The organism is Rhizobium sp. P28RR-XV (assembly GCF_012641385.1).
GTDB lineage: Bacteria > Pseudomonadota > Alphaproteobacteria > Rhizobiales > Rhizobiaceae > Rhizobium.
Genome location: NZ_JABAIG010000002.1, coordinates 262722 through 281056 on the forward strand (window position 1 = coordinate 262722; position 18335 = coordinate 281056).

Annotated in this window: 14 protein-coding genes; 6 read left to right on the forward strand and 8 right to left on the reverse strand. The window is 61.9% G+C overall.

Translation table 11 applies throughout. The annotated features are described in order from the left end of the window. Positions 1–27 precede the first annotated feature (27 nt). The gene (locus tag HGP12_RS04910; protein WP_168838339.1) at positions 28–1050 is read left to right on the forward strand and encodes a YeiH family protein; all 1023 of its coding nucleotides are present in this window, start codon (positions 28–30) and stop codon (positions 1048–1050) included. Here the strand turns inward: HGP12_RS04910 and HGP12_RS04915 are convergent. The 6 genes from HGP12_RS04915 to HGP12_RS04940 all read right to left on the reverse strand — a co-directional run bounded on the left by HGP12_RS04915 (position 1013) and on the right by HGP12_RS04940 (position 11585). Beyond that, entirely contained in the window at positions 1013–2839 is a 1827-nt protein-coding gene (locus tag HGP12_RS04915) for an EAL domain-containing protein (protein WP_168838338.1), read from the reverse strand. The two genes, HGP12_RS04910 and HGP12_RS04915, sit on opposite strands and share 38 nt — an antisense overlap. Before the next feature lie 240 nt (positions 2840–3079). Beyond that, positions 3080–4864 carry an IlvD/Edd family dehydratase gene (locus HGP12_RS04920; RefSeq protein WP_168838597.1) on the reverse strand — a complete coding sequence of 595 codons (1785 nt, stop codon included), beginning with the start codon at positions 4862–4864 and terminating at the stop codon, positions 3080–3082. A gap of 7 nt (positions 4865–4871) precedes the next feature. Beyond that, positions 4872–5756 carry an NAD(P)-dependent oxidoreductase gene (locus HGP12_RS04925; protein WP_168838337.1) on the reverse strand — a complete coding sequence of 295 codons (885 nt, stop codon included), beginning with the start codon at positions 5754–5756 and terminating at the stop codon, positions 4872–4874. A 333-nt stretch (positions 5757–6089) separates the two neighbouring features. Then, on the reverse strand, positions 6090–9287 hold the full coding sequence (locus tag HGP12_RS04930; protein ID WP_168838336.1) for an efflux RND transporter permease subunit: 3198 nt from the start codon (positions 9285–9287) through the stop codon (positions 6090–6092). Between the two features lie 128 nt (positions 9288–9415). Then, the gene (locus HGP12_RS04935; protein ID WP_168838335.1) at positions 9416–10603 is read right to left on the reverse strand and encodes an efflux RND transporter periplasmic adaptor subunit; all 1188 of its coding nucleotides are present in this window, start codon (positions 10601–10603) and stop codon (positions 9416–9418) included. Positions 10604–10772: 169 nt separating this feature from the next. Beyond that, positions 10773–11585 carry an alpha/beta hydrolase fold domain-containing protein gene (locus HGP12_RS04940; RefSeq protein WP_168838596.1) on the reverse strand — a complete coding sequence of 271 codons (813 nt, stop codon included), beginning with the start codon at positions 11583–11585 and terminating at the stop codon, positions 10773–10775. 232 nt (positions 11586–11817) lie between these two features. On the opposite strand from HGP12_RS04940, the gene HGP12_RS04945 reads away from it, so the two are divergent. Continuing rightward, positions 11818–12729, forward strand: a complete 912-nt coding sequence (locus HGP12_RS04945; RefSeq protein ID WP_168838334.1) for a LysR family transcriptional regulator — start codon at positions 11818–11820, stop codon at positions 12727–12729. 59 nt (positions 12730–12788) lie between these two features. Here HGP12_RS04945 and HGP12_RS04950 read toward each other — a convergent pair whose 3' ends face one another. Continuing rightward, entirely contained in the window at positions 12789–13247 is a 459-nt protein-coding gene (locus HGP12_RS04950; protein ID WP_168838333.1) for a carboxymuconolactone decarboxylase family protein, read from the reverse strand. 134 nt (positions 13248–13381) lie between these two features. On the opposite strand from HGP12_RS04950, the gene HGP12_RS04955 reads away from it, so the two are divergent. Further along, positions 13382–14266, forward strand: coding sequence for a sigma-70 family RNA polymerase sigma factor (locus HGP12_RS04955; protein WP_168838332.1), 885 nt, complete (start codon positions 13382–13384; stop codon positions 14264–14266). 3 nt (positions 14267–14269) lie between these two features. On the opposite strand, the gene HGP12_RS04960 is transcribed toward HGP12_RS04955, so the two are convergent. Then, positions 14270–15031 carry a helix-turn-helix domain-containing protein gene (locus HGP12_RS04960; RefSeq protein ID WP_168838331.1) on the reverse strand — a complete coding sequence of 254 codons (762 nt, stop codon included), beginning with the start codon at positions 15029–15031 and terminating at the stop codon, positions 14270–14272. 137 nt (positions 15032–15168) lie between these two features. On the opposite strand from HGP12_RS04960, the gene HGP12_RS04965 reads away from it, so the two are divergent. From HGP12_RS04965 to HGP12_RS04975, 3 genes are all read left to right on the forward strand, one after another. Continuing rightward, positions 15169–16128, forward strand: a complete 960-nt coding sequence (locus HGP12_RS04965; RefSeq protein ID WP_168838330.1) for a DMT family transporter — start codon at positions 15169–15171, stop codon at positions 16126–16128. An 82-nt stretch (positions 16129–16210) separates the two neighbouring features. Next, positions 16211–16933 (forward strand): GntR family transcriptional regulator, encoded by a 723-nt coding sequence (locus HGP12_RS04970; protein ID WP_168838329.1) that lies wholly within the window; start codon positions 16211–16213, stop codon positions 16931–16933. A 102-nt stretch (positions 16934–17035) separates the two neighbouring features. After that, a complete protein-coding gene (locus HGP12_RS04975) occupies positions 17036–18316 on the forward strand; it encodes a cysteine desulfurase-like protein (RefSeq protein ID WP_168838328.1) in 1281 nt (426 codons plus the stop codon). Positions 18317–18335 lie beyond the last annotated feature (19 nt).

An 18335-nucleotide genomic window follows, 5' to 3' on the forward strand; every position in this document is an offset into this window, starting at 1 on the left:
AGCATACCAAACGAATGACGGCACCATATGTCTCTTGCTCAACGCGCAAACACGATCCTCCCCGGCCTCGCACTCACCTGTGCCGTCGCCCTTCTCGCCTACGCCGGCGAGCATATTGAAATCGGCCTGTTCGGAGGCCGATGGATCGAAAGCCTGGTGCTTGCCATCGCGCTCGGCATCGCCGTCTGCACTCTCAAGCCGCTGAAGCCAGCGATGAAGCCGGGCATCGATTTCAGCGCCAAGATCCTGCTGGAAATTGCCATCGTGCTTCTCGGCGCCTCAATCAGCCTCTCCGCCATTCGCGGCGCAGGCGTTTGGCTCATCGCCGGCATCGCCATCGTCGTGATTTTGTCGATCGCCGCCACTTACGTCATCGGACGGGCGCTTGGCCTGCCGCCGAAGCTGGCAACGCTGATCGCCTGCGGCAATTCGATATGCGGCAACTCGGCGATCGTGGCCGTTGCTCCCGTAATCGAGGCGGATTCGCAGGAGATTGCCGCGGCACTCGCCTTCACCGCCGTCCTTGGCATTGCGGCTGTGTTTCTGCTGCCGCTACTCTATTTCCACCTCGGCATGAGCGTGCCGCAATACGGGACCCTGGCAGGACTGACCGTCTATGCGGTGCCGCAGGTGCTGGCCGCGACCGCGCCCGTCGGCCTGCTCGCCGTCCAGACCGGCACGCTCGTCAAGCTCGTCCGCGTCCTGATGCTGGGTCCCGTGATCTTTCTGTTCGGCATCATCACCAAGGCTGAGGCAGTTGGCGCCGACGCGCGCGGCAATCATCATTATTCGCTTGTTCCCTGGTTCATCTGCGGCTTTCTCGGGCTGATGGCATTGCGTTCCTTCGGCCTCATTCCGGATGCGCTGGTTGCCCCGATGGAGGTGGTGTCAGGCATCCTGACCGTCATCGCCATGGCGGCACTCGGCTTGTCCGTGAATATCCGCTCCGTCGCGCATGCCGGCGGCCGGGTCATTGCCGCCGCGACATTGTCGCTGCTGATGCTCGGCGTCATCAGCTACGGCTTGATCGCCGCCTTGCAGATCCAGTAGCGCCCGCGCCCGCCGTCGGCCGGCTCTTATCCACGACAACAGCCGATTTCAGCAACGCGACAACCTCGCTTTCCGAGGCGGGATAGCCGATGGCATAACCTTGGAGTTCGTCGCAGCCGACCTCGGCCAGGATGCGCGCATGTTCTTCGGTCTCGACTCCTTCGGCAACGACCTCGACATTCAAGGCCCGCGCAATATCGACGATGGAGCCGACAAGCCGGCGCTGCTCATCGGACACCGTTACCGCCGTCACCAGTTGCCGGTCGATCTTCAACCGCTTCGGCTTCAGCGTAACCAGGCCGATCAGCGACGCGTGGCCCGAGCCGAAATCATCGATCTCGATATCGATTCCCATCTCCTTGATGCCGGCGATGTTGGCAAGCACCTGGTCGTCGGGAGCATCGAGAAAGATAGTTTCGACCAGTTCGAAAGCGATGGCATTGCGGGGTATCCTGAGCGCCAACAACCCTTCGATCAGATCTGGATCGGCAAGCCGGCGCCCGGAGATATTGACGGCAATGCGCGGCGGCGAGAGACCCAGCGACGCCCAGTCCGACCGATCAGCAAGCGCGCGCCTCAGGACCGCCGCATCGATCTCGGCGGTGAGCCCGTATTCGTCAGCCACCTTCAGGAACGCGATCGGGCTCAACAATCCCCTTTCCGGATGTCGCCAGCGTGCCAGTGCCTCCAGCCCGACAATGCGGCGGCTGTGGGCATCCACTTGAATCTGATAGAAGGGCTCGATCTGACGCAGCACCGGCGCCAAGCGCAATTCGTCGGCCAATTGGCGTTCCGCCTGCAGGTCGGATTGCAGCTTCGGCGTGAAGAACTCCACCCGGTTGCGGCCGAGCTTCTTGGCCTGGAAAAGGGCGACGTCGGATTCGGCCAGCAGATTGCCGGCGCTCCCGGCCTCGCTCATGGCCACACCGATGGAGGCGCCGAACCGCAGCATCTCATTGCCGAAACGCACCTCGCGTCGCAATCGCCCGAAGATATCATTCGCGATCGCTTCCAGCCTCTCGGCGCTGCCGACATTCACCAGGACAGCGACGAATTCATCGCCGCCGATACGCGCGACGATGTCGTTGGCGGTTATGGCTCCCGATACGCGCGCGGCCGCACTCTGCAATGTCGCGTCGCCGGCCGCATGACCCCATTTGTCGTTGATCTCCTTGAACCCGTCGAGATCGATATGGAGCACGGCCAACGTCTCGATAGACGCGTCATTGCGCAATTCGGCCAATCGCCGATCGAAATAGCGCCGGTTGGGAAGGCCGGTGAGATAATCGTGATCGGCGGCATGCTCGATTCGCGCGCGGCTCTGCTCCAGCGCGACGGCGCGGGCCTCCGCAATGGCCTTCTGGCTGGTCAGCTCGCGATTGAGCAGTACGTCGGCGGTTACATCCCATTCGGCACCGATGAAGGAAGGCGCACCATGCGCATCTTCATAATAATGCGCGCGCGAGCGCAGATGGCGCACCTCGCCATCGGGCAAAATGATGCGGAACTGCGAGTTGTAGAAGCCCTTCCCTTCAAGCGCGACCTGGAAGTCGTTGACCGCCCCTTCCTGATCCTCGGGATGCAGGGCCTTAAACCAGACATTCGAGGAAACCCGGCGATTGTGGCGCCCGGTCCCGTAGAGCTTGTGCATCTGCTGGTCCCAGAGCAGCTCCTGTTCGTTGACGTTATGCTGCCAAACGCCGATTTGAGACGCCTCCAGCGCCAGCTCCAGCCTTCTCAAAAGGTCCTGGAACTCTTCTTCGCTTCGCCCTGATATCGTCTCTGCCAAAGAGTTCCACCCCCCTTCGGAAACTGAAGAGACCGCATAACTGCTGCTAAGTATATATGCACCACTCCCTTTCACGAACTTTAACGGCAGCGCATTGGCGTTCGGTCAGCAGTTTTTTGATATCCCAACTGGAGCATGATGCCGAAAAGTGTAAGCGGCTTACGACGACATCATGCCCTACTCATTTGATTCCAGCGCGGATTCAGATTTTAAGTTGCTTCGACCTAAAATCGTCCGGCGCTAATGGTTATGCCTCGGCGGTATTGCGGCGATATTGCGGAACTCGGCCGCGCCATCGAGGACGGCACCATCGGAAAGCTGCGTGACCGAACGGCGATAGATCCGCTGCCATGGCGTCGCATCCGCCGGAACGGCCGGAATACCGTCGCCCTTGCGGCGCTCGATTTCCGCCTCGTCCACCAGCATGTCGCAGCGGCCGTGATTGAAATCGATGCGAATGACGTCGCCGGTCCTGAGCCAGGCAAGGCCGCCGCCGGCAGCACTTTCCGGCGATGCATTGAGGATGGATGGGCTGTCGGCCGTACCCGACTGGCGGCCGTCACCGATCGTGGGAAGGCTGCGGATGCCCCGCTTCAGAAGAGCATCCGGAGGCTGCATGTTGACGACCTCGGCCGACCCCGGCCAGCCGATCGGCCCGGCTCCGCGGATTACCAGGATGGTCCTCTCGTCGATGCCGAGCCCGGGATCGTTGATGCGCTTGTGATAATCCTCCGATCCATCGAAGACCACAGCCCTGCCCTCGAACACACCTTCATGGCCCGGCTCCTGCAGGTAACGGCTGCGGAACTCCTCCGAAACGACGCTCATCTTCATGATGGCGAAATCGAACAGATTGCCCTTGAGGACGAGGAAGCCGGCGCGCTCCTTCAGCGGCTCGGCGAAGGGGCGGATGACCTCGCGATCGGTCGCCTCCCGGCCGTTTAGATTCTCCGCCATCGTTCTGCCTGTAACCGTCGGACAGCTTCCGTCCAGCTTGCCGGCCTGCAGTAGCTCCCACATGACAGCCGGAACGCCGCCGGCGCGATGGAAGCGCTCGCCGAGATAGGCGCCCGCCGGCTGCATATTGGTGAGCAGCGGAATGTCGAAGCCATGCACCTGCCAGTCGCCGGGGTAGAGTTCGACCCCCGCATGCTTGGCCATGGCAGCCAGATGCGGCTGCGCATTGGTCGAGCCGCCGATGGCCGAGTTGACGCGGATGGCATTGAGGAAAGCCTCGCGCGTCAGCACGTCCGAAGGCTTGATATCGGCGAGAACCAACTCCACCGCACGCTTTCCTGTGCGATAGGCCATCTGGCCGCGCTCGCGATAGGCGCCGGGGATGGCGGCGCACCCGGTCAGCGACATACCGAGGGCTTCCGCCATGGCATTCATGGTCGAGGCCGTACCCATGGTGTTGCAATGGCCGATCGAGGGCGCCGAGGCGAGCGACGCCTCCATGAACTCCTCCTCGTCGATCTCTCCGGCCGCCAGCTTGCGGCGCGAACGCCAGATCACCGTTCCCGATCCGGCAAGCTCTCCCTCATGCCAGCCATCGAGCATCGGGCCGCCGGACAGAACGATTGCCGGAATATTGACGGTCGAGGCCGCCATCAGTGCCGACGGCGTGGTCTTGTCGCAGCCGGTTGTCAGCACGACGCCATCGAGCGGATAGCCATAGAGCACTTCCACCAGACCGAGATAGGCAAGATTGCGGTCGAGCGCCGCCGTCGGACGCTTGCAGTTCTCGAAGATCGGATGGGTCGGGAATTCGATCGGAATGCCGCCGGCATCACGGATGCCATCGCGCACGCGCTTGGCAAGATCGAGGTGATGACGATTGCAGGGCGTGAGGTCGCTACCGCTCTGGGCTATGCCGATGATCGGCTTGCCGGATCGCAGCTCTTCCGGCGTGATGCCGTAATTCATGAAACGCTCGAGATAGAGCGCCGTCATATCGATATGATCGGGATTGTCGAACCAGTCCTGCGAACGCAGGCGACGCTTGGATGCACCCTTATCGCTCATCTCTTCCTCAAGCCTTTCCTCGGGCATTCTTGTCTTCCAGATGCTGCAGCAAACCGCTGTGATCCTGCTCGCCGCCGCCATTCTCGACGAATTCGGCAAATTCGGCTCTCACAGCTTCCGTCAAGGGGAGATGAAGGGCGAGACCCTCCGCCGTCGCCAGAACGGTATCGAGATCCTTCAGCTGATTGCGAGCGGTTCCGCCCGGCTCGAAATTGCGCTCGATCATGCGCTGACCATGCAGTTCCAGGATGCGGCTTTCAGCGAAACCGCCGCGGATGGCGGCACGGAATGCCTCGCGCGAACCGCCGCCGGCCTCGACAAGGAGCATCGCCTCCGCGACGGCGCCGATGGTGACGGCAACGATCTGCTGGTTGCCGAGCTTTGCGAGCTGGCCCGTACCGCTGGGGCCGACGCGGGTCACGCGTCCGAGAGGCGCCATGATATCGCGAACGCTGTCTATCACGTCGGCATCACCGCCGGCCATGATTGCAAGCGTTCCGGCCTCGGCACCCACGACGCCGCCGGAGACCGGAGCATCGATATGCCGAATGCCGCGCTCGGCAAGCTTGCCCGCATGTTCGCGGCCAACCGCGGGCGATATGGAGCTATGGTCGATCACGATCGCACCGGCTTCCAGCACTTCGGCCACACCGCTGCCGAACAGGACCTCGCCGACGGCACCGCCGTTGGTCAGCATGGTGAAAAGAACGGATACTCCCCGCGCCGCCTCGACCGCCGTATCCGCGACAGTCGCGCCATCGGCAGCCAAAGGCTCCGCCTTGCTGCGGTCGCGATTCCAGACGGTCACCGCGAAACCGGTGGCGAGCAGCCGCCGCGCCATCGGCGCGCCCATCAATCCCGTACCAAGAAACGCGATCTTTCTGCCCTGCATGAAATATCCTCCGAATTGGAACGCATCGGATACCGGATAGCGGAGCGCCCTTCGTCATGCCGATGGATTCGGCGACGATCTTCCGCCCATTCTCGCCCTCAAGCCCCCAAGAGACGCAGGCGACTCCTCACGCCCGACGTACGTCAATCAACTCATCCAAGAGCTTGATAAACCTCTGGTGCCAGCATGCAAAGGAAATCGGCGGTCATGCGGCAAATTCTTCGAAAGAAGGGTAAATTAGCTAAAACGAAAATATTAATGCATGAAAAAAGCGGGACCTTTCGGTCCCGCCCGTGGCATGTCGAGCACTGGAGTACCGCTCGGCACGGCCCTCTATTCGGCGGCGATCGGGAGTATGTGCGCCGACTGGTCGTTGTCGTTGTGAGGATGCTGCTTCAGCGGACGATTGCCCGTCACGCTGCGGATCAGCACGTAGAAGACCGGCGTCATGAAGATGCCGAAGAAGGTGACGCCGATCATGCCGGCAAACACCGCGACACCCATGGCGGCGCGCATCTCGGCACCCGCGCCGGTCGAGGTGACCAATGGCACGACACCCATGATGAAAGCCATGGAGGTCATGAGGATCGGGCGCAGGCGCAGGCGGCTGGCCTCGATCGCGGCCTGGACCGGCTTGCGGCCGTCGAACTCCAGCTCGCGGGCGAATTCCACGATCAGGATCGCGTTCTTCGCCGACAAGCCCACCAACACCATCAAGCCGATCTGCGTGAAGATGTTGTTGTCGCCACCCGTCAGCCAGACGCCCGTCAAGGCGGCCAGCACACCCATCGGCACGATCATGACGATCGCAAGCGGCAGGCTCACGCTCTCATACTGGGCGGCCAGCACGAGATAGACGAGCAGCAGGGCGAGCGGGAAGATGATGACGCCCGAGCTGCCGGCCAGGATCTGCTGATAGGTCAGATCCGTCCATTCGAAGCCGATGCCCGGAGGCAGCGTCTCGCTGGCGATCCGCTCGACGGCGGCCTGTGCCTGGCCGGACGAGAAGCCCTGGGCCGGACCGCCGTTGATATCGGCGGCAAGGAAGCCGTTATAGCGTGTCGTCCGTTCCGGCCCGGTGCTCGCCTCGACCTTCAGCAATGCCGACAGCGGGATCATCTGGCCCGACGCCGAGCGAACCTTCAACTGGCCGATATCGCTTGCATGCGAGCGGAATTGGGCGTCCGCCTGCACACGCACGCTGTAGGTACGGCCGAATGCGTTGAAGTCGTTGACGTAGAGCGAACCCAGATAGATCTGCAGCGTATCGAAGACATCGGTCACCGAGACGCCGAGCTGTTCGGCCTTGGCGCGATCGAGATCGGCAAAAAGCTGCGGCACGTTGATCTGATAGCTCGAGAAGATGCCCGAGAGCTCCGGCGTCTGGTAGGCCTTGGCGAGGAACGCCTTGTTGGCCTCGTCGAGCGCCTGGTAACCGAGACCGGCACGGTCCTCGATCTGCAGCTTGAAGCCGCCGGTCGTGCCGAGACCCTGGACGGGCGGCGGCGGGAACATGGCGATGAAGGCATCCTGGATCGCGCCGAACTTCTGGTTCAGCTGCATGGCGATCGCCCCACCCGACAGATTGGGCGTCGTGCGCTCCTCGAATGCCTTCAGCGTCACGAAGACGATACCGGCGTTGGAGGAGTTGGTGAAGCCGTTGATCGACAGGCCCGGGAAGGCGATCGCATGTTCGACGCCAGGCTGTTCCAGCGCGATCTTGCTCATCCGCTGGATGACGTCATCTGTGCGGTCGAGGGTTGCACCATCAGGCAGCTGGGCAAAGCCGATCAGATACTGCTTGTCCTGCTGCGGCACGAAACCGCCGGGGACGGCCTGGAACAGGTAGTAGGTCGCGCCGATCAAGGCGAGGTAGACGACCATGACCAGGCTCTTCACCGACAGGATGCCGCCGACGCCCTTGCCGTATGCAGACGAGCCGCGATGGAAGACCTTGTTGAAGCCGCGGAAGAACCAGCCGAACGCCACATCCATCACGCGCGTCAGCAGATCCTTCGGCGCATGGTGATCCTTCAACAGCATCGCCGCCAGGGCCGGAGACAAGGTCAACGAGTTGAAGGCGGAAATGACGGTCGAGATCGCGATCGTCAGCGCGAACTGGCGATAGAACTGGCCCGACAGGCCGGAGATGAAGGCCAGCGGCACGAAGACGGCGACCAGCACCAGCGCGATCGCGATGATCGGGCCGGAGACCTCCTTCATGGCGCGATAGGTCGCGTCACGCGGGCTGAGGCCGTTCTCGATGTTGCGCTCGACGTTCTCGACGACCACGATGGCGTCGTCCACGACGATACCGATCGCCAGCACCAGGCCGAAGAGGCTGAGCGCGTTGATCGAGAAGCCGCAGACATACATGACAGCGAAGGTACCGATGATCGAGACCGGAACCGCGATCAGCGGGATGATCGAGGCGCGCCATGTCTGCAGGAACAGGATGACGACAATGACGACGAGCACGATGGCTTCGAGGAGCGTGTGCACGACCTTATCGATCGACGCGCGCACGAATTGCGTGGTGTCGTAGACGATCTCATACTTCACGCCATCGGGCATAGCGGTCTGCAGCTCGTTCATGGTCTTGACGACGTTGTCCGAGATGGTGATCGCGTTGGAGCCCGGCGACTGGAAGACCGGAACAGCGACTGCCGGCTTGCCGTCGAGCAGCGAACGCAGCGAATAATCGGCCGCGCCGAGTTCGATGCGGGCGACATCGCGCAAGCGCGTGATCTCGCCGTTGGTGCCGCTCTTGACGATGATGTTGCCGAATTCCTCCGGCGTCGTCAGGCGGCCCTGAGCATTGACGTTCAGCTGGACGTCGATGCCGGGAACGCTCGGCGACTGGCCGATGATGCCGGCGGCCGCCTGGATGTTCTGCGCGCGAATGGCATTGGCGATGTCGCTTGCGGCGAGACCACGTTCGGCCGCCTTCTGCGGATCGACCCAGACGCGCATGGAATAATCGCCCGATCCGAACACGCGAACCTGGCCGACACCGTCGATACGGGCGAGCCGGTCCTTGATGTTCAGGGTGGCGTAGTTGCGCAGATAGGTGATGTCGTAGCGATTGTCCGGCGAGATGAGGTTGACCACCATCATCAGGTCGGGCGAGCTTTTGACCGTGGTGATACCGAGATCGCGCACGTTCTGCGGCAGGCGGGGCTCTGCCTGCGAGACGCGGTTCTGCACGAGCTGCTGCGCCTTGTCCGGGTCGGTGCCGAGCTTGAAGGTGACCGTCAGCGTGAGCAGACCGTCAGACGTCGCCTGGCTGCTCATGTAGAGCATGCCTTCGACGCCGTTGATCTGCTCCTCGATCGGCGTTGCCACCGTTTCGGCAATGACCTTCGGGTTGGCGCCCGGATATTGCGCGGTGACGACGATCGACGGCGGCACGACTTCCGGATATTCGGAGATCGGCAGCAGCTTGAGACCGATCAGGCCGGCAACCACGATGAGGATCGATAGCACGCCGGCGAACACCGGACGGTCGACGAAAAATCTTGAGATGTTCATGGCAGAACCCTCTCCACGAGTGAATCAAGGGACACGAGGCCCAGGCCCGCGGCCCAAGAGGCGCCACGAGCATTGCAAAATCGAGACTTGGAATGGCGGCCGGAAAGCTAAGCCTCCCGGCCGGATAATTACTTGGCGGCGACCTTCTCTTCCAGCTTCGGATCGACCACGGCGCCGGGGCGAACCCGCTGCAGGCCGTTGACGATGATCCGGTCACCGGCATTCAAGCCCGAAGTGACGATGCGCATGCCGTCGGAGCTGTCACCAAGGTTGATCGGACGATATTCGACCTTGTTGTCCGCCCCGACTACGAAGACGAACTTCTTGTCCTGGTCGGTGCCGATCGCACGCTCGCTGATGAGCAGCTTCGTCTCGGCCTTCGGCTGGCCCATGCGGACCCGCACGAACTGACCTGGGATAAGACGGCCGCCCGGATTGTCGAATACGGCGCGAACGCTGACGGTGCCGCTCGCCGCATCGACTTCATTGTCGATCAACTGCAACTTGCCCGTGATCGGCGTGCCGTTGTCGCTCGCCGTCCCGATCTGAACCGGGATCTGCTCCACCGGCGGAGCCACACCATTGCTGGTGGACAGCTCGGACAGCGCCCTGGTGACCGTCTGCTCGTTCGCATTGAAGCTTGCATAGATCGGATCGACCGAAACAAGCGTCGTCAATGCCGGCGAAGAAGAGCCGGCGGCCACGAGATTGCCGACTGTGACGGCGATCTTGCCGACGCGGCCGGCGATCGGAGCGCGGACTTGCGTATAGTCGAGGTTCAATTGCGCTGTCTGCAAGGCCGCTTGCGCCGCCTTCAGATTGGCCTCGGCCTCGGCATAATTGCTTGTGCGCGTGTCCATGTCGCTCTGCGAAATGGTCTTGTTGTCGAAGAGCTTCTGCCCACGGCCGACTTCGACCTTGGCGAGATCGAGCTTGGCTTTTGCTGCTCCGACCTGGGCCTGAGCCTGGGCGACGGCCGCCTCATAGGGTGCGGGATCGATCGTCACCAGCAGGTCGCCCTGCTTGACCAAAGTGCCTTCACGGAAATGCATAGACTGAATTGCGCCGGCGACACGCGGCCGGATTTCGACCCGGTCGATGGCTTCGAGCCGGCCGGAAAATTCCTGCCAGGAGGTGACGTCGCGCGGCTCGACAGCGGCAACCGTGACGGGGACCGCCGGCGGTGCCGCCTTGCTGGCCGCCTCCGTTGCCTGAGCGCCGCGCGGCAGCTCCAGATAGAAAGCCGCGCCTGCAACAGCCGCAGCAACACCCACGCCGGCGCCCCACAGGGCCCAGCTCTTACGGTTGGACTTCATGTTGGTCTCTCCTTTGGTCCCGTCTTGGGACACGGGACCGAAAATTCCTATCGTCTCAATAAAATCAGGGGCCGAAGCGCCGCGCATTCGCGCGACCACCGCTTCGGTCGTGCCTTCGACGCCTCATCCAGTTCGCGCTTGTCTCTCGCGGACGGGATAGCCTAGTCGATCAAGCCTGCACGTCTTCGACAAAACCCTTGAAACAGCAACAGATATCCTGTCGCCACGAAGGCCTGTCTTTCGACTGCCCGCCATAGAGGGTGGGCCAGCCTGTCCCGGCGGGAAGGACTTGCTGGCGAACACGGACGCCAGCCGCTTTCAGCCGACTGCCGTATTCCATGCTCTCGTCGCGGAGCGGGTCGTCCTCGGCCGTGAGCACCAATGCCGGCGCGAGGCCCGAAAGCCGCGAACAGTATCGAGGCGCTGCATAAGGGTGGCAGACACCGCCCAGAAAGCCCAGGTATCGGTTCCAGCCGTCCGTCCAGCGCTCGCGCATGCCGCTTTCCTCCGCCTGGAGGAAAGATTTCGATCCCATGAAGGGATCAAGCAAAGGCGAAATCAGCACCTGTCCGTCCAGCGAACCGGGCATCTGATCGCGCGCCTTTAAAGCGACACCCGCCGCAACATTGCCACCCGATTCCTCTCCGGCGACAAACAGCAGCGATTTTTTCGCTCCACCCAGCGCAAGCATGTTCCGCTTGTTGCCGAGGTAGGCGAGAATTCCGTAGGCGCATTCGAGCACCTTCGGAAAAGCATTCTGATTGCCGCTCGTATAATCCGCGGCAACCACGATGGCACCAGCCTCTGCCAGACTTGCCGCCACCGGCCTGTCAGTCGCGTGATCGGTGTCGAGGAAAGCGCCGCCGTGCAGATAAAGCACGAGAGGTGCCGCCTTCTTCAAACCTTCGCCGTTGTAGATCCGGGCTTCCACGGGCCCCGTAGGCACGTTTTCCAGCACAACATCTTTCCACGGCGCACTCATCGACCCAAATCCTTGTCTGTTCGAGCGAATATGATCCAATTCAGAAGCGGTCTGCCACGCTTTGCAATCATATTCTCGAATGCGGTCTTTGGCGCCCCCATGCCGCATTGCAACAATCACGAGAAAAACATATTGTTATTCCGCTTCGAGAATAAGTAGCTTATATTCGATCAGACTGTTCACGATTACAAACAATCGGCACCTTTTCTTTACGGTGCAGGGACATCATAGAATGGATCAGTTATCAGCAATGCGGGCATTCGCGCGTGTGGTGGAAACGGGTAATTTCACCCGCGCCGCAGCCGCCCTTTCCATGCCGAAGGCGACGGTGACGACGCTCATCCAGTCGCTTGAGGCGCATCTGCATGCCAAGCTCCTCAACCGTACGACCCGGCGCGTCATGGTGACGACGGACGGTGCGCTCTATTACGAACGCGCGGTTCAGCTCCTTTCGGAGATAGAGGAGCTGGACGGCAGCATCAGCAATTCGCAGAGCCTGCCGAGCGGGCGCCTGCGCGTCGAAATGGCCGGCGCCTTCGCCGAGAAGATCGTCATGCCGGCGCTGTGCGATTTCCATCAGCGTTATCCCGATATCCATATCGATCTCGGTGTCGGCGACCGTCTGGTGGATTATCTGGCCGAGAATGTCGATTGCGCGCTGCGCGCCGGCATGCCGAGCGACCAGTCGCTGATTGCCCGCCGCGTCGGTGAAATTCACCTCGTCACCTGCGCGGCGCCGCTTTACATCGACAAGCATGGCTTCCCGGAACGGCCGGAGGATCTGGAAACCAGCCATTATGCGGTCAGCTATTTTCGCGCGCAAACCGGCCGTACGATTCCGTTCCTGTTCGAACACGGCAACGAGGCACTGGAAATCAGCCCGCGCTATATCCTTTCGGTGAATGACAGCCGCAGCTATCTCCAGGCGGCGTTGATGGGGCTCGGCATTGCGCAAGTTCCGAGCTTCATGGCTCGGGACGCGCTTGCCAGCGGCAAACTCGTTCCCATTCTTTCCGACTGGACCCGGCCGTCGTTGCCCCTGCATATCGTTTACCCGCCCAACCGGCACCTCAGCAACAAGGTGCGTGTCTTCGTGGATTGGATGGCGAAATTGCTGGTGACCTCGCGAGTAGGCGAGGCTTAAAAATGCGGGCCACCTTCTTCCACATGCTGTGAGAAGAAGGTGGCGCTCATTGCGAACGATCAGTTCCAGGATGCGCCTGCCTGCTGGCGGACCGTTGCATTCAGCCGGTTCCAGACATTGTCGATCGCGATCGCGACAATCAGCGCCGCCAGTGCCTTTTCGTCGAAATGCTTTGCTGCGTCGTTCCAGATCTCGTCGCTGACGGCATCCGGCCGGTCGGCAAGCCGGGTGGCCGCTTCGCCGAGGGCCAGAGCCGCGCGCTCGGCCTCCGAAAAATAAGGCATTTCGCGCCAGGCGGAGACGCCGACGATTCGCTCCAGCGTCTCGCCGGCCTTCTGGAGCTTGCGAAAGCCCATATCCGTGCAGACGCTGCAACCGTTGATCTGGCTGACGCGCAGATGCACGAGGTCCATGATATTTTCCGAAAGACCCTGATCCTTGATCGAATTGCTGACAGCCAGAAGCGCTTGCAGCGTTTCGGGCAGAACGAGGGCGGGGTTCTTCATACGAGCTTGCATATCTATTTCCTCTGATTGTGAGAGCACGGTTGCGGCTCATGTCCTGACGATGCACTTTCCTGCCGATCCGCTGTCACACCGGCTGGATTTCACTCGTCATGGGTCTGACGAAACGCGATGAGGGAATGTGACCGATGGACGAAAAAAAGTGGCAAGCTGAAAAATTCGAGGCGAACCGGCCGCATCTGCGCGCCGTTGCCTATCGCATGCTCGGCTCGCGCACCGAGGCCGAAGATGCGGTGCAGGAAACATGGCTGCGCCTCGTCAGGAGCGATACCTCGGACGTCGAAAATCTCAGCGGATGGCTGACGACGGTCACGGCACGCATCTGCCTCGACCTGCTGCGCGCCCGCAAATCCCGCCGCGAGGAGCCGCTGACGGTTCAGATCCCCGAACCGATGGTCACGCATGAAGCCGGAAACGGCACCGATCCGGAACAGGATGCATTGCTGGCCGATTCAGTCGGTCTCGCCCTTCTGGTCGTTCTGGAAAAGCTGAACCCGGCCGAACGGCTCGCCTTTGTCCTGCATGATATGTTCGACGTATCTTTCGACGACATCGCCCCGATTGTCGGCCGCACGACGGTCGCGACGCGCCAGCTTGCGAGCCGCGCCCGCCGCCGCGTGCAGGACACGCCGTCGGCGACAGAGGCCGATCTCACCCGCCAGCGCCACGTCGTCGAGGCCTTCTTCACCGCCTCGCGTCATGGCGACATGCAGGCATTGCTCGCCGTCCTCGACCCAGACGCGGTCTTCCGGCCGGACGCCGTTGCGGCACGCATGGGATCGGTCAGCGAAATCCGCGGGCGCGCCGACGTCGCCAAGACCTTCCACGGCCGCGCGCAGGCAGCCCGGCTCGCCGTCATCAACGGCGCGGTCGGTGCCATCGTGGTGATCGGCGGACAGTTACGCATCGCACTTCTGTGCGCCGTCAACGAGGGCGGCATGATTACGAACATCAACGTGGTCGCCGATCCGCAGGGGCTGCGCGAGCTGGAAATCGTTCTAGTCGAGCCATAGGATCTAGCGCATCTGTGTCGGGCTCGCGCCCGTCAGCCTGCGAAACATCGCGATGAAAGCGGAAGCGTTGCTGTAGCCCAATCGCGATGCGATCCGGTGCACGGGCTGGCCGGCCTCGATCAGCGAAAGCGCGGCGACGAGCTTCAACCGCTGTCGCCATTCGTTGAAGGAAAGGCCGAGATCGTCCTGGCATCGGCGCGATAAAGTACGCTCCGTCGTCCCCATCCTGCGCGCCCATTCCGAGAGAGAGTGCCTGTCGCCGGGATCGGCCTGCAGGGCGCTCAGCACCGGACCGAGCAGCGGATCGTCGGAAAGCGGCAGATAGCTTTCGCAGCGTGGCGCCAGGCGAATCTGATCGACCAGCACCTGCGCAAGCCGCAGATCCTCGGCAGTTTCGGGTATGGTGACATCACGCGCCGCGAAATCCGCCAGGATCGCCTTCAGCAGCGGACTGATGCTGAGCGTGGAAGGCTTCTCCGGCAGATCGTGGCAGAGCGCGCGTTCGACGTAGACGGTCACATAGCGCAAGTCATGCTGGCTATAGGCGCCATGCATCGTATCCGGCGGCAGCCAGATGGCATAATGGGGCGGCGACAGATAGCGCACGCCCTCAATGTCGAACTCGCAGACACCGATAAGCGCATAGTTGAGCTCGCCCCAAGGCTGGCTCTTTCTGGGAAAAACCGTACCTGCCCTATAGTTTTCGGTTCGGAAGGAAACCGGGTGCGGCGGATCACCCTCGATGCGTGGAGACTTGAAAGTCATGTCCTCATTTCACTCCCGTTGTCTTGATTTCGCTATATACCAGAATTCGGACAGACGATAGAAAAGCTTCGGGATGGCGAACTATGTCCGCTTTCCTTCATTTTGCCCAAGCCAGAAGACGACGAGAGATCATTCCCATGAGCACCCAGCCGAACGCTTCCGCATCCATCGTCAGTGCGGCCGGACTTGCGCCCCTGCTGACGGTGCTGATCTGGTCCGGCAATACCGTCGTCACCAAAGCGTCCGCCGGCGTGATCTCCCCGGGCTCCATCTCTTTTTATCGCTGGCTGCTTGCCTTCGTCGTACTGCTGCCCTTCGTCGGCCGCGCGGCATGGCGCAATCGCGCCCTGCTCCGGCAGCACTGGCTGAAGCTCGCTACCCTCGCCGCTCTTGGCATGGTGATCTACCAGAGCCTCGCTTATGAGGCGGCCAAGACCACCTCTGCCGTCAATATGGGTGTGATGGTTGCGCTGATGCCTCTGATGTCGACGTTCTTTGCCAGTCTGCTCGCCGGAGAGAAACTGAGCATCGCGAGTATTGCCGGTGGCGGAATTTCCCTGGTCGGCCTTATCTATCTGACGTCTCAAGGCGACCCGATGCGGCTGGCGAATGGCGGCTTTCATATCGGCGACGGCCTAATGATCATCGCCGTCCTCTCGAACGCGCTCTATGGCGTGATGCTGAGACGCTGGGCGATGCCAATTCCGATGTGGCAGCAGCTTTTCTGGCAGATCGGTTTTTCGACCTTGCTGCTGATCCCGATCTTCCTGATGGGCGACATTTCGCCGGTCACCGCGGCCAATCTGCCGCTGATCCTTTATGCCGCGATCCCGACCTCTCTCGTCGCGCCGCTATGCTGGATGATCGGCATTCAGAGGCTCGGCGCGAGCCGAACCTCGCTGCTGATCAATCTCCTGCCCATTATCGTCGCGGCATTGGCCTGGGCGTTGCTTGGAGAGCAGCTGCATGCCTATCACGCCATCGGCGGCGCGCTTGCCCTCATCGGCGTCGGTCTCGGCCTGCGAAAGACCCGAGTGAAGAACGGTCAAATAGCATCCACGACAGATGCGGCGGACTGGAAGGCCGAGGAAGCCTGAGCACTGCTCTGGGAAACCCTTTCCTTTCGCCCGCCCTTCGTTCTACCATGAACGAGTCCCGAGAAGCGAAAAGGAAGCGAGCGTGCGCATAGCCCTGGAACCGGTGTCCTCCAGAACGACGATCCAGGAGAGCGTCTATCAGCAGCTCAGGAACGCGCTGATGGCCGGCAATTTCGATCCGGGCCAGACCCTGACCATCGCCTCGCTTGCCGAAACCTTCGGAACCAGCAACATGCCGGTGCGCGAGGCGCTGCGCCGGCTGGCGGCGGAAAATGCGCTGGAGGTCGCGGCCAACGGCTCGGCCCGTATTCCGATCGTCACCCTTGCCCGGTTGGGCGATCTGTGCCGCGCCCGCATTGCCGTGGAGGGTCTGGCGGCCGAACTCGGCATGCCGAACCTCACCCCCACCGACATTGAAACGCTCGAGCGCATCGCCGGGGAACAGCATGTGATCGGCCTCGGTGCCAATGTCTACGACCTGATGGCCAAGAACCAGCAATTCCACTTCACCATCTATCGCGCCTCCGGCTCCGAGGTGCTGCTGCAGCTCATCGAGACATTGTGGCTACGTTTCGGCCCCTACATGCGCATGCTATCCGCCTCGGTCGAACCCCTGATGCGCAGCGGCGAACTCGATCCCGCCGGCGAGCATGTTGCCATCGTCAAGGCGCTGAAGGCGGGCAACTTTGCCGGCGCCCGCGACGGTGTCGTCGCCGATATCAGACGCACCCACGAAATCCTCCAGGATTATTGCCCGGCCACGCAGGACGAACCGCGCAAGGGCTCCGGCTCGGCTCGTCGCTAAGCCTATCAAAAGAGATCGAGAAATTTGGTTGAACCTTAAAGTACTTTGTGATCAAATGATCAAAATTGAGGTTTCAGTCCCAACGTCCAGAGCGAGATCCCCATGAGCTCCGCCGCTTCCGCATCGCAATTCGCCGGCCACAACAGCTTCCCGGTCGACGAGGTCCGCGCCATGTTCCCGGCCATCCAGAAGGCCGGCGATTTCGTCTTCCTCGACAATGCGGGCGGTGCGCAGGTGCCGCAGGCGGTCGTCGACGCGGTTGCCAATCACCTCATCGATTTCAACGTCCAGCGCATGGCGAAATACCAGCATAGTCAGGGCGTCGACCGCAATCTGGACGAAGCGCGCGAAAGCGTCGCTATGCTGGTCAATGCCTATCGTCCCGAGGAAATCTCCTTCGGCCAGAACGCCACCTCCTTCATCCGCCTTGTCAGCCTCGGCGTTGCCAAGCTGCTCGGCGAGCGCAACGAGATCGTCGTCACCGACATGGATCACGATGCCAACATCGCCACCTGGATGGCGCTGGAAGCCGATGGCGCGAAGATCGTCTGGTGGCGCATGCGCGAGGATGGCACGTTGCACGTGGAAGACCTGAAGCCGCTTCTGAACGACAAGACCCGCCTTGTCGCCTGCACCGTCACGGCGCATTCCATCGGCACGATCGTCGACGTCGCCGCGGTCTGCAAACTGGCACAGGCCGCCGGTGCCGAGACCTTTCTCGATAGCGTCCATTACGGCCCGCACGGCCTGATCGACGTTCAGGCCTGGGGCTGCGACTATCTCGTCTGCTCCGGCTACAAGAATTTCTCGCCGCATATGGGCTTCCTCTGGGGCCGCTACGACGCGCTGGTCAAGCTGCCGACGTTCAAGGAAGACTTCATCCCGGACGTGCCGCCTTACAAGATCGAAGTCGGCACCTTCACCTATGAGAACGTCGCCGGCATGAACGCGGCGGTCAAATATCTCGAAGGCCTCGGCCGTCGCTTCCTGCCTGCCGGCGATCATAGCCGCCGTCAGGCGTTAGCCGCCGCCATGGGTGCGATCCGCCAATACGAACTGATACTGTCGCGCGAGATGATCGCGGTGCTGAAGCGCCACGGCGCCACCATCTACGGCATCTCCGACGAGGCTCGCCTGGAGCAGCGCGTTCCCACAATCTGCTTCAACATGCCAGGCATCACGCCGCAGGAATTCGCCGACGAGATGGGCAAGCGGCGCATCGGCCTGCGCGACGGGCACATGTTCGCACCGCGCCTGATGAAGCGCCTCGGCCTGTCCATGGAAACGGGTGCCATCCGCGTGTCGCTGGTGCATTATAACAAGGTTGAAGAGATCGCGCGGTTCGATGCGGTCCTGACCGAGATCATGGCGCGGCGCAAGTAAGCCGTGCCTGTGAGCGGTG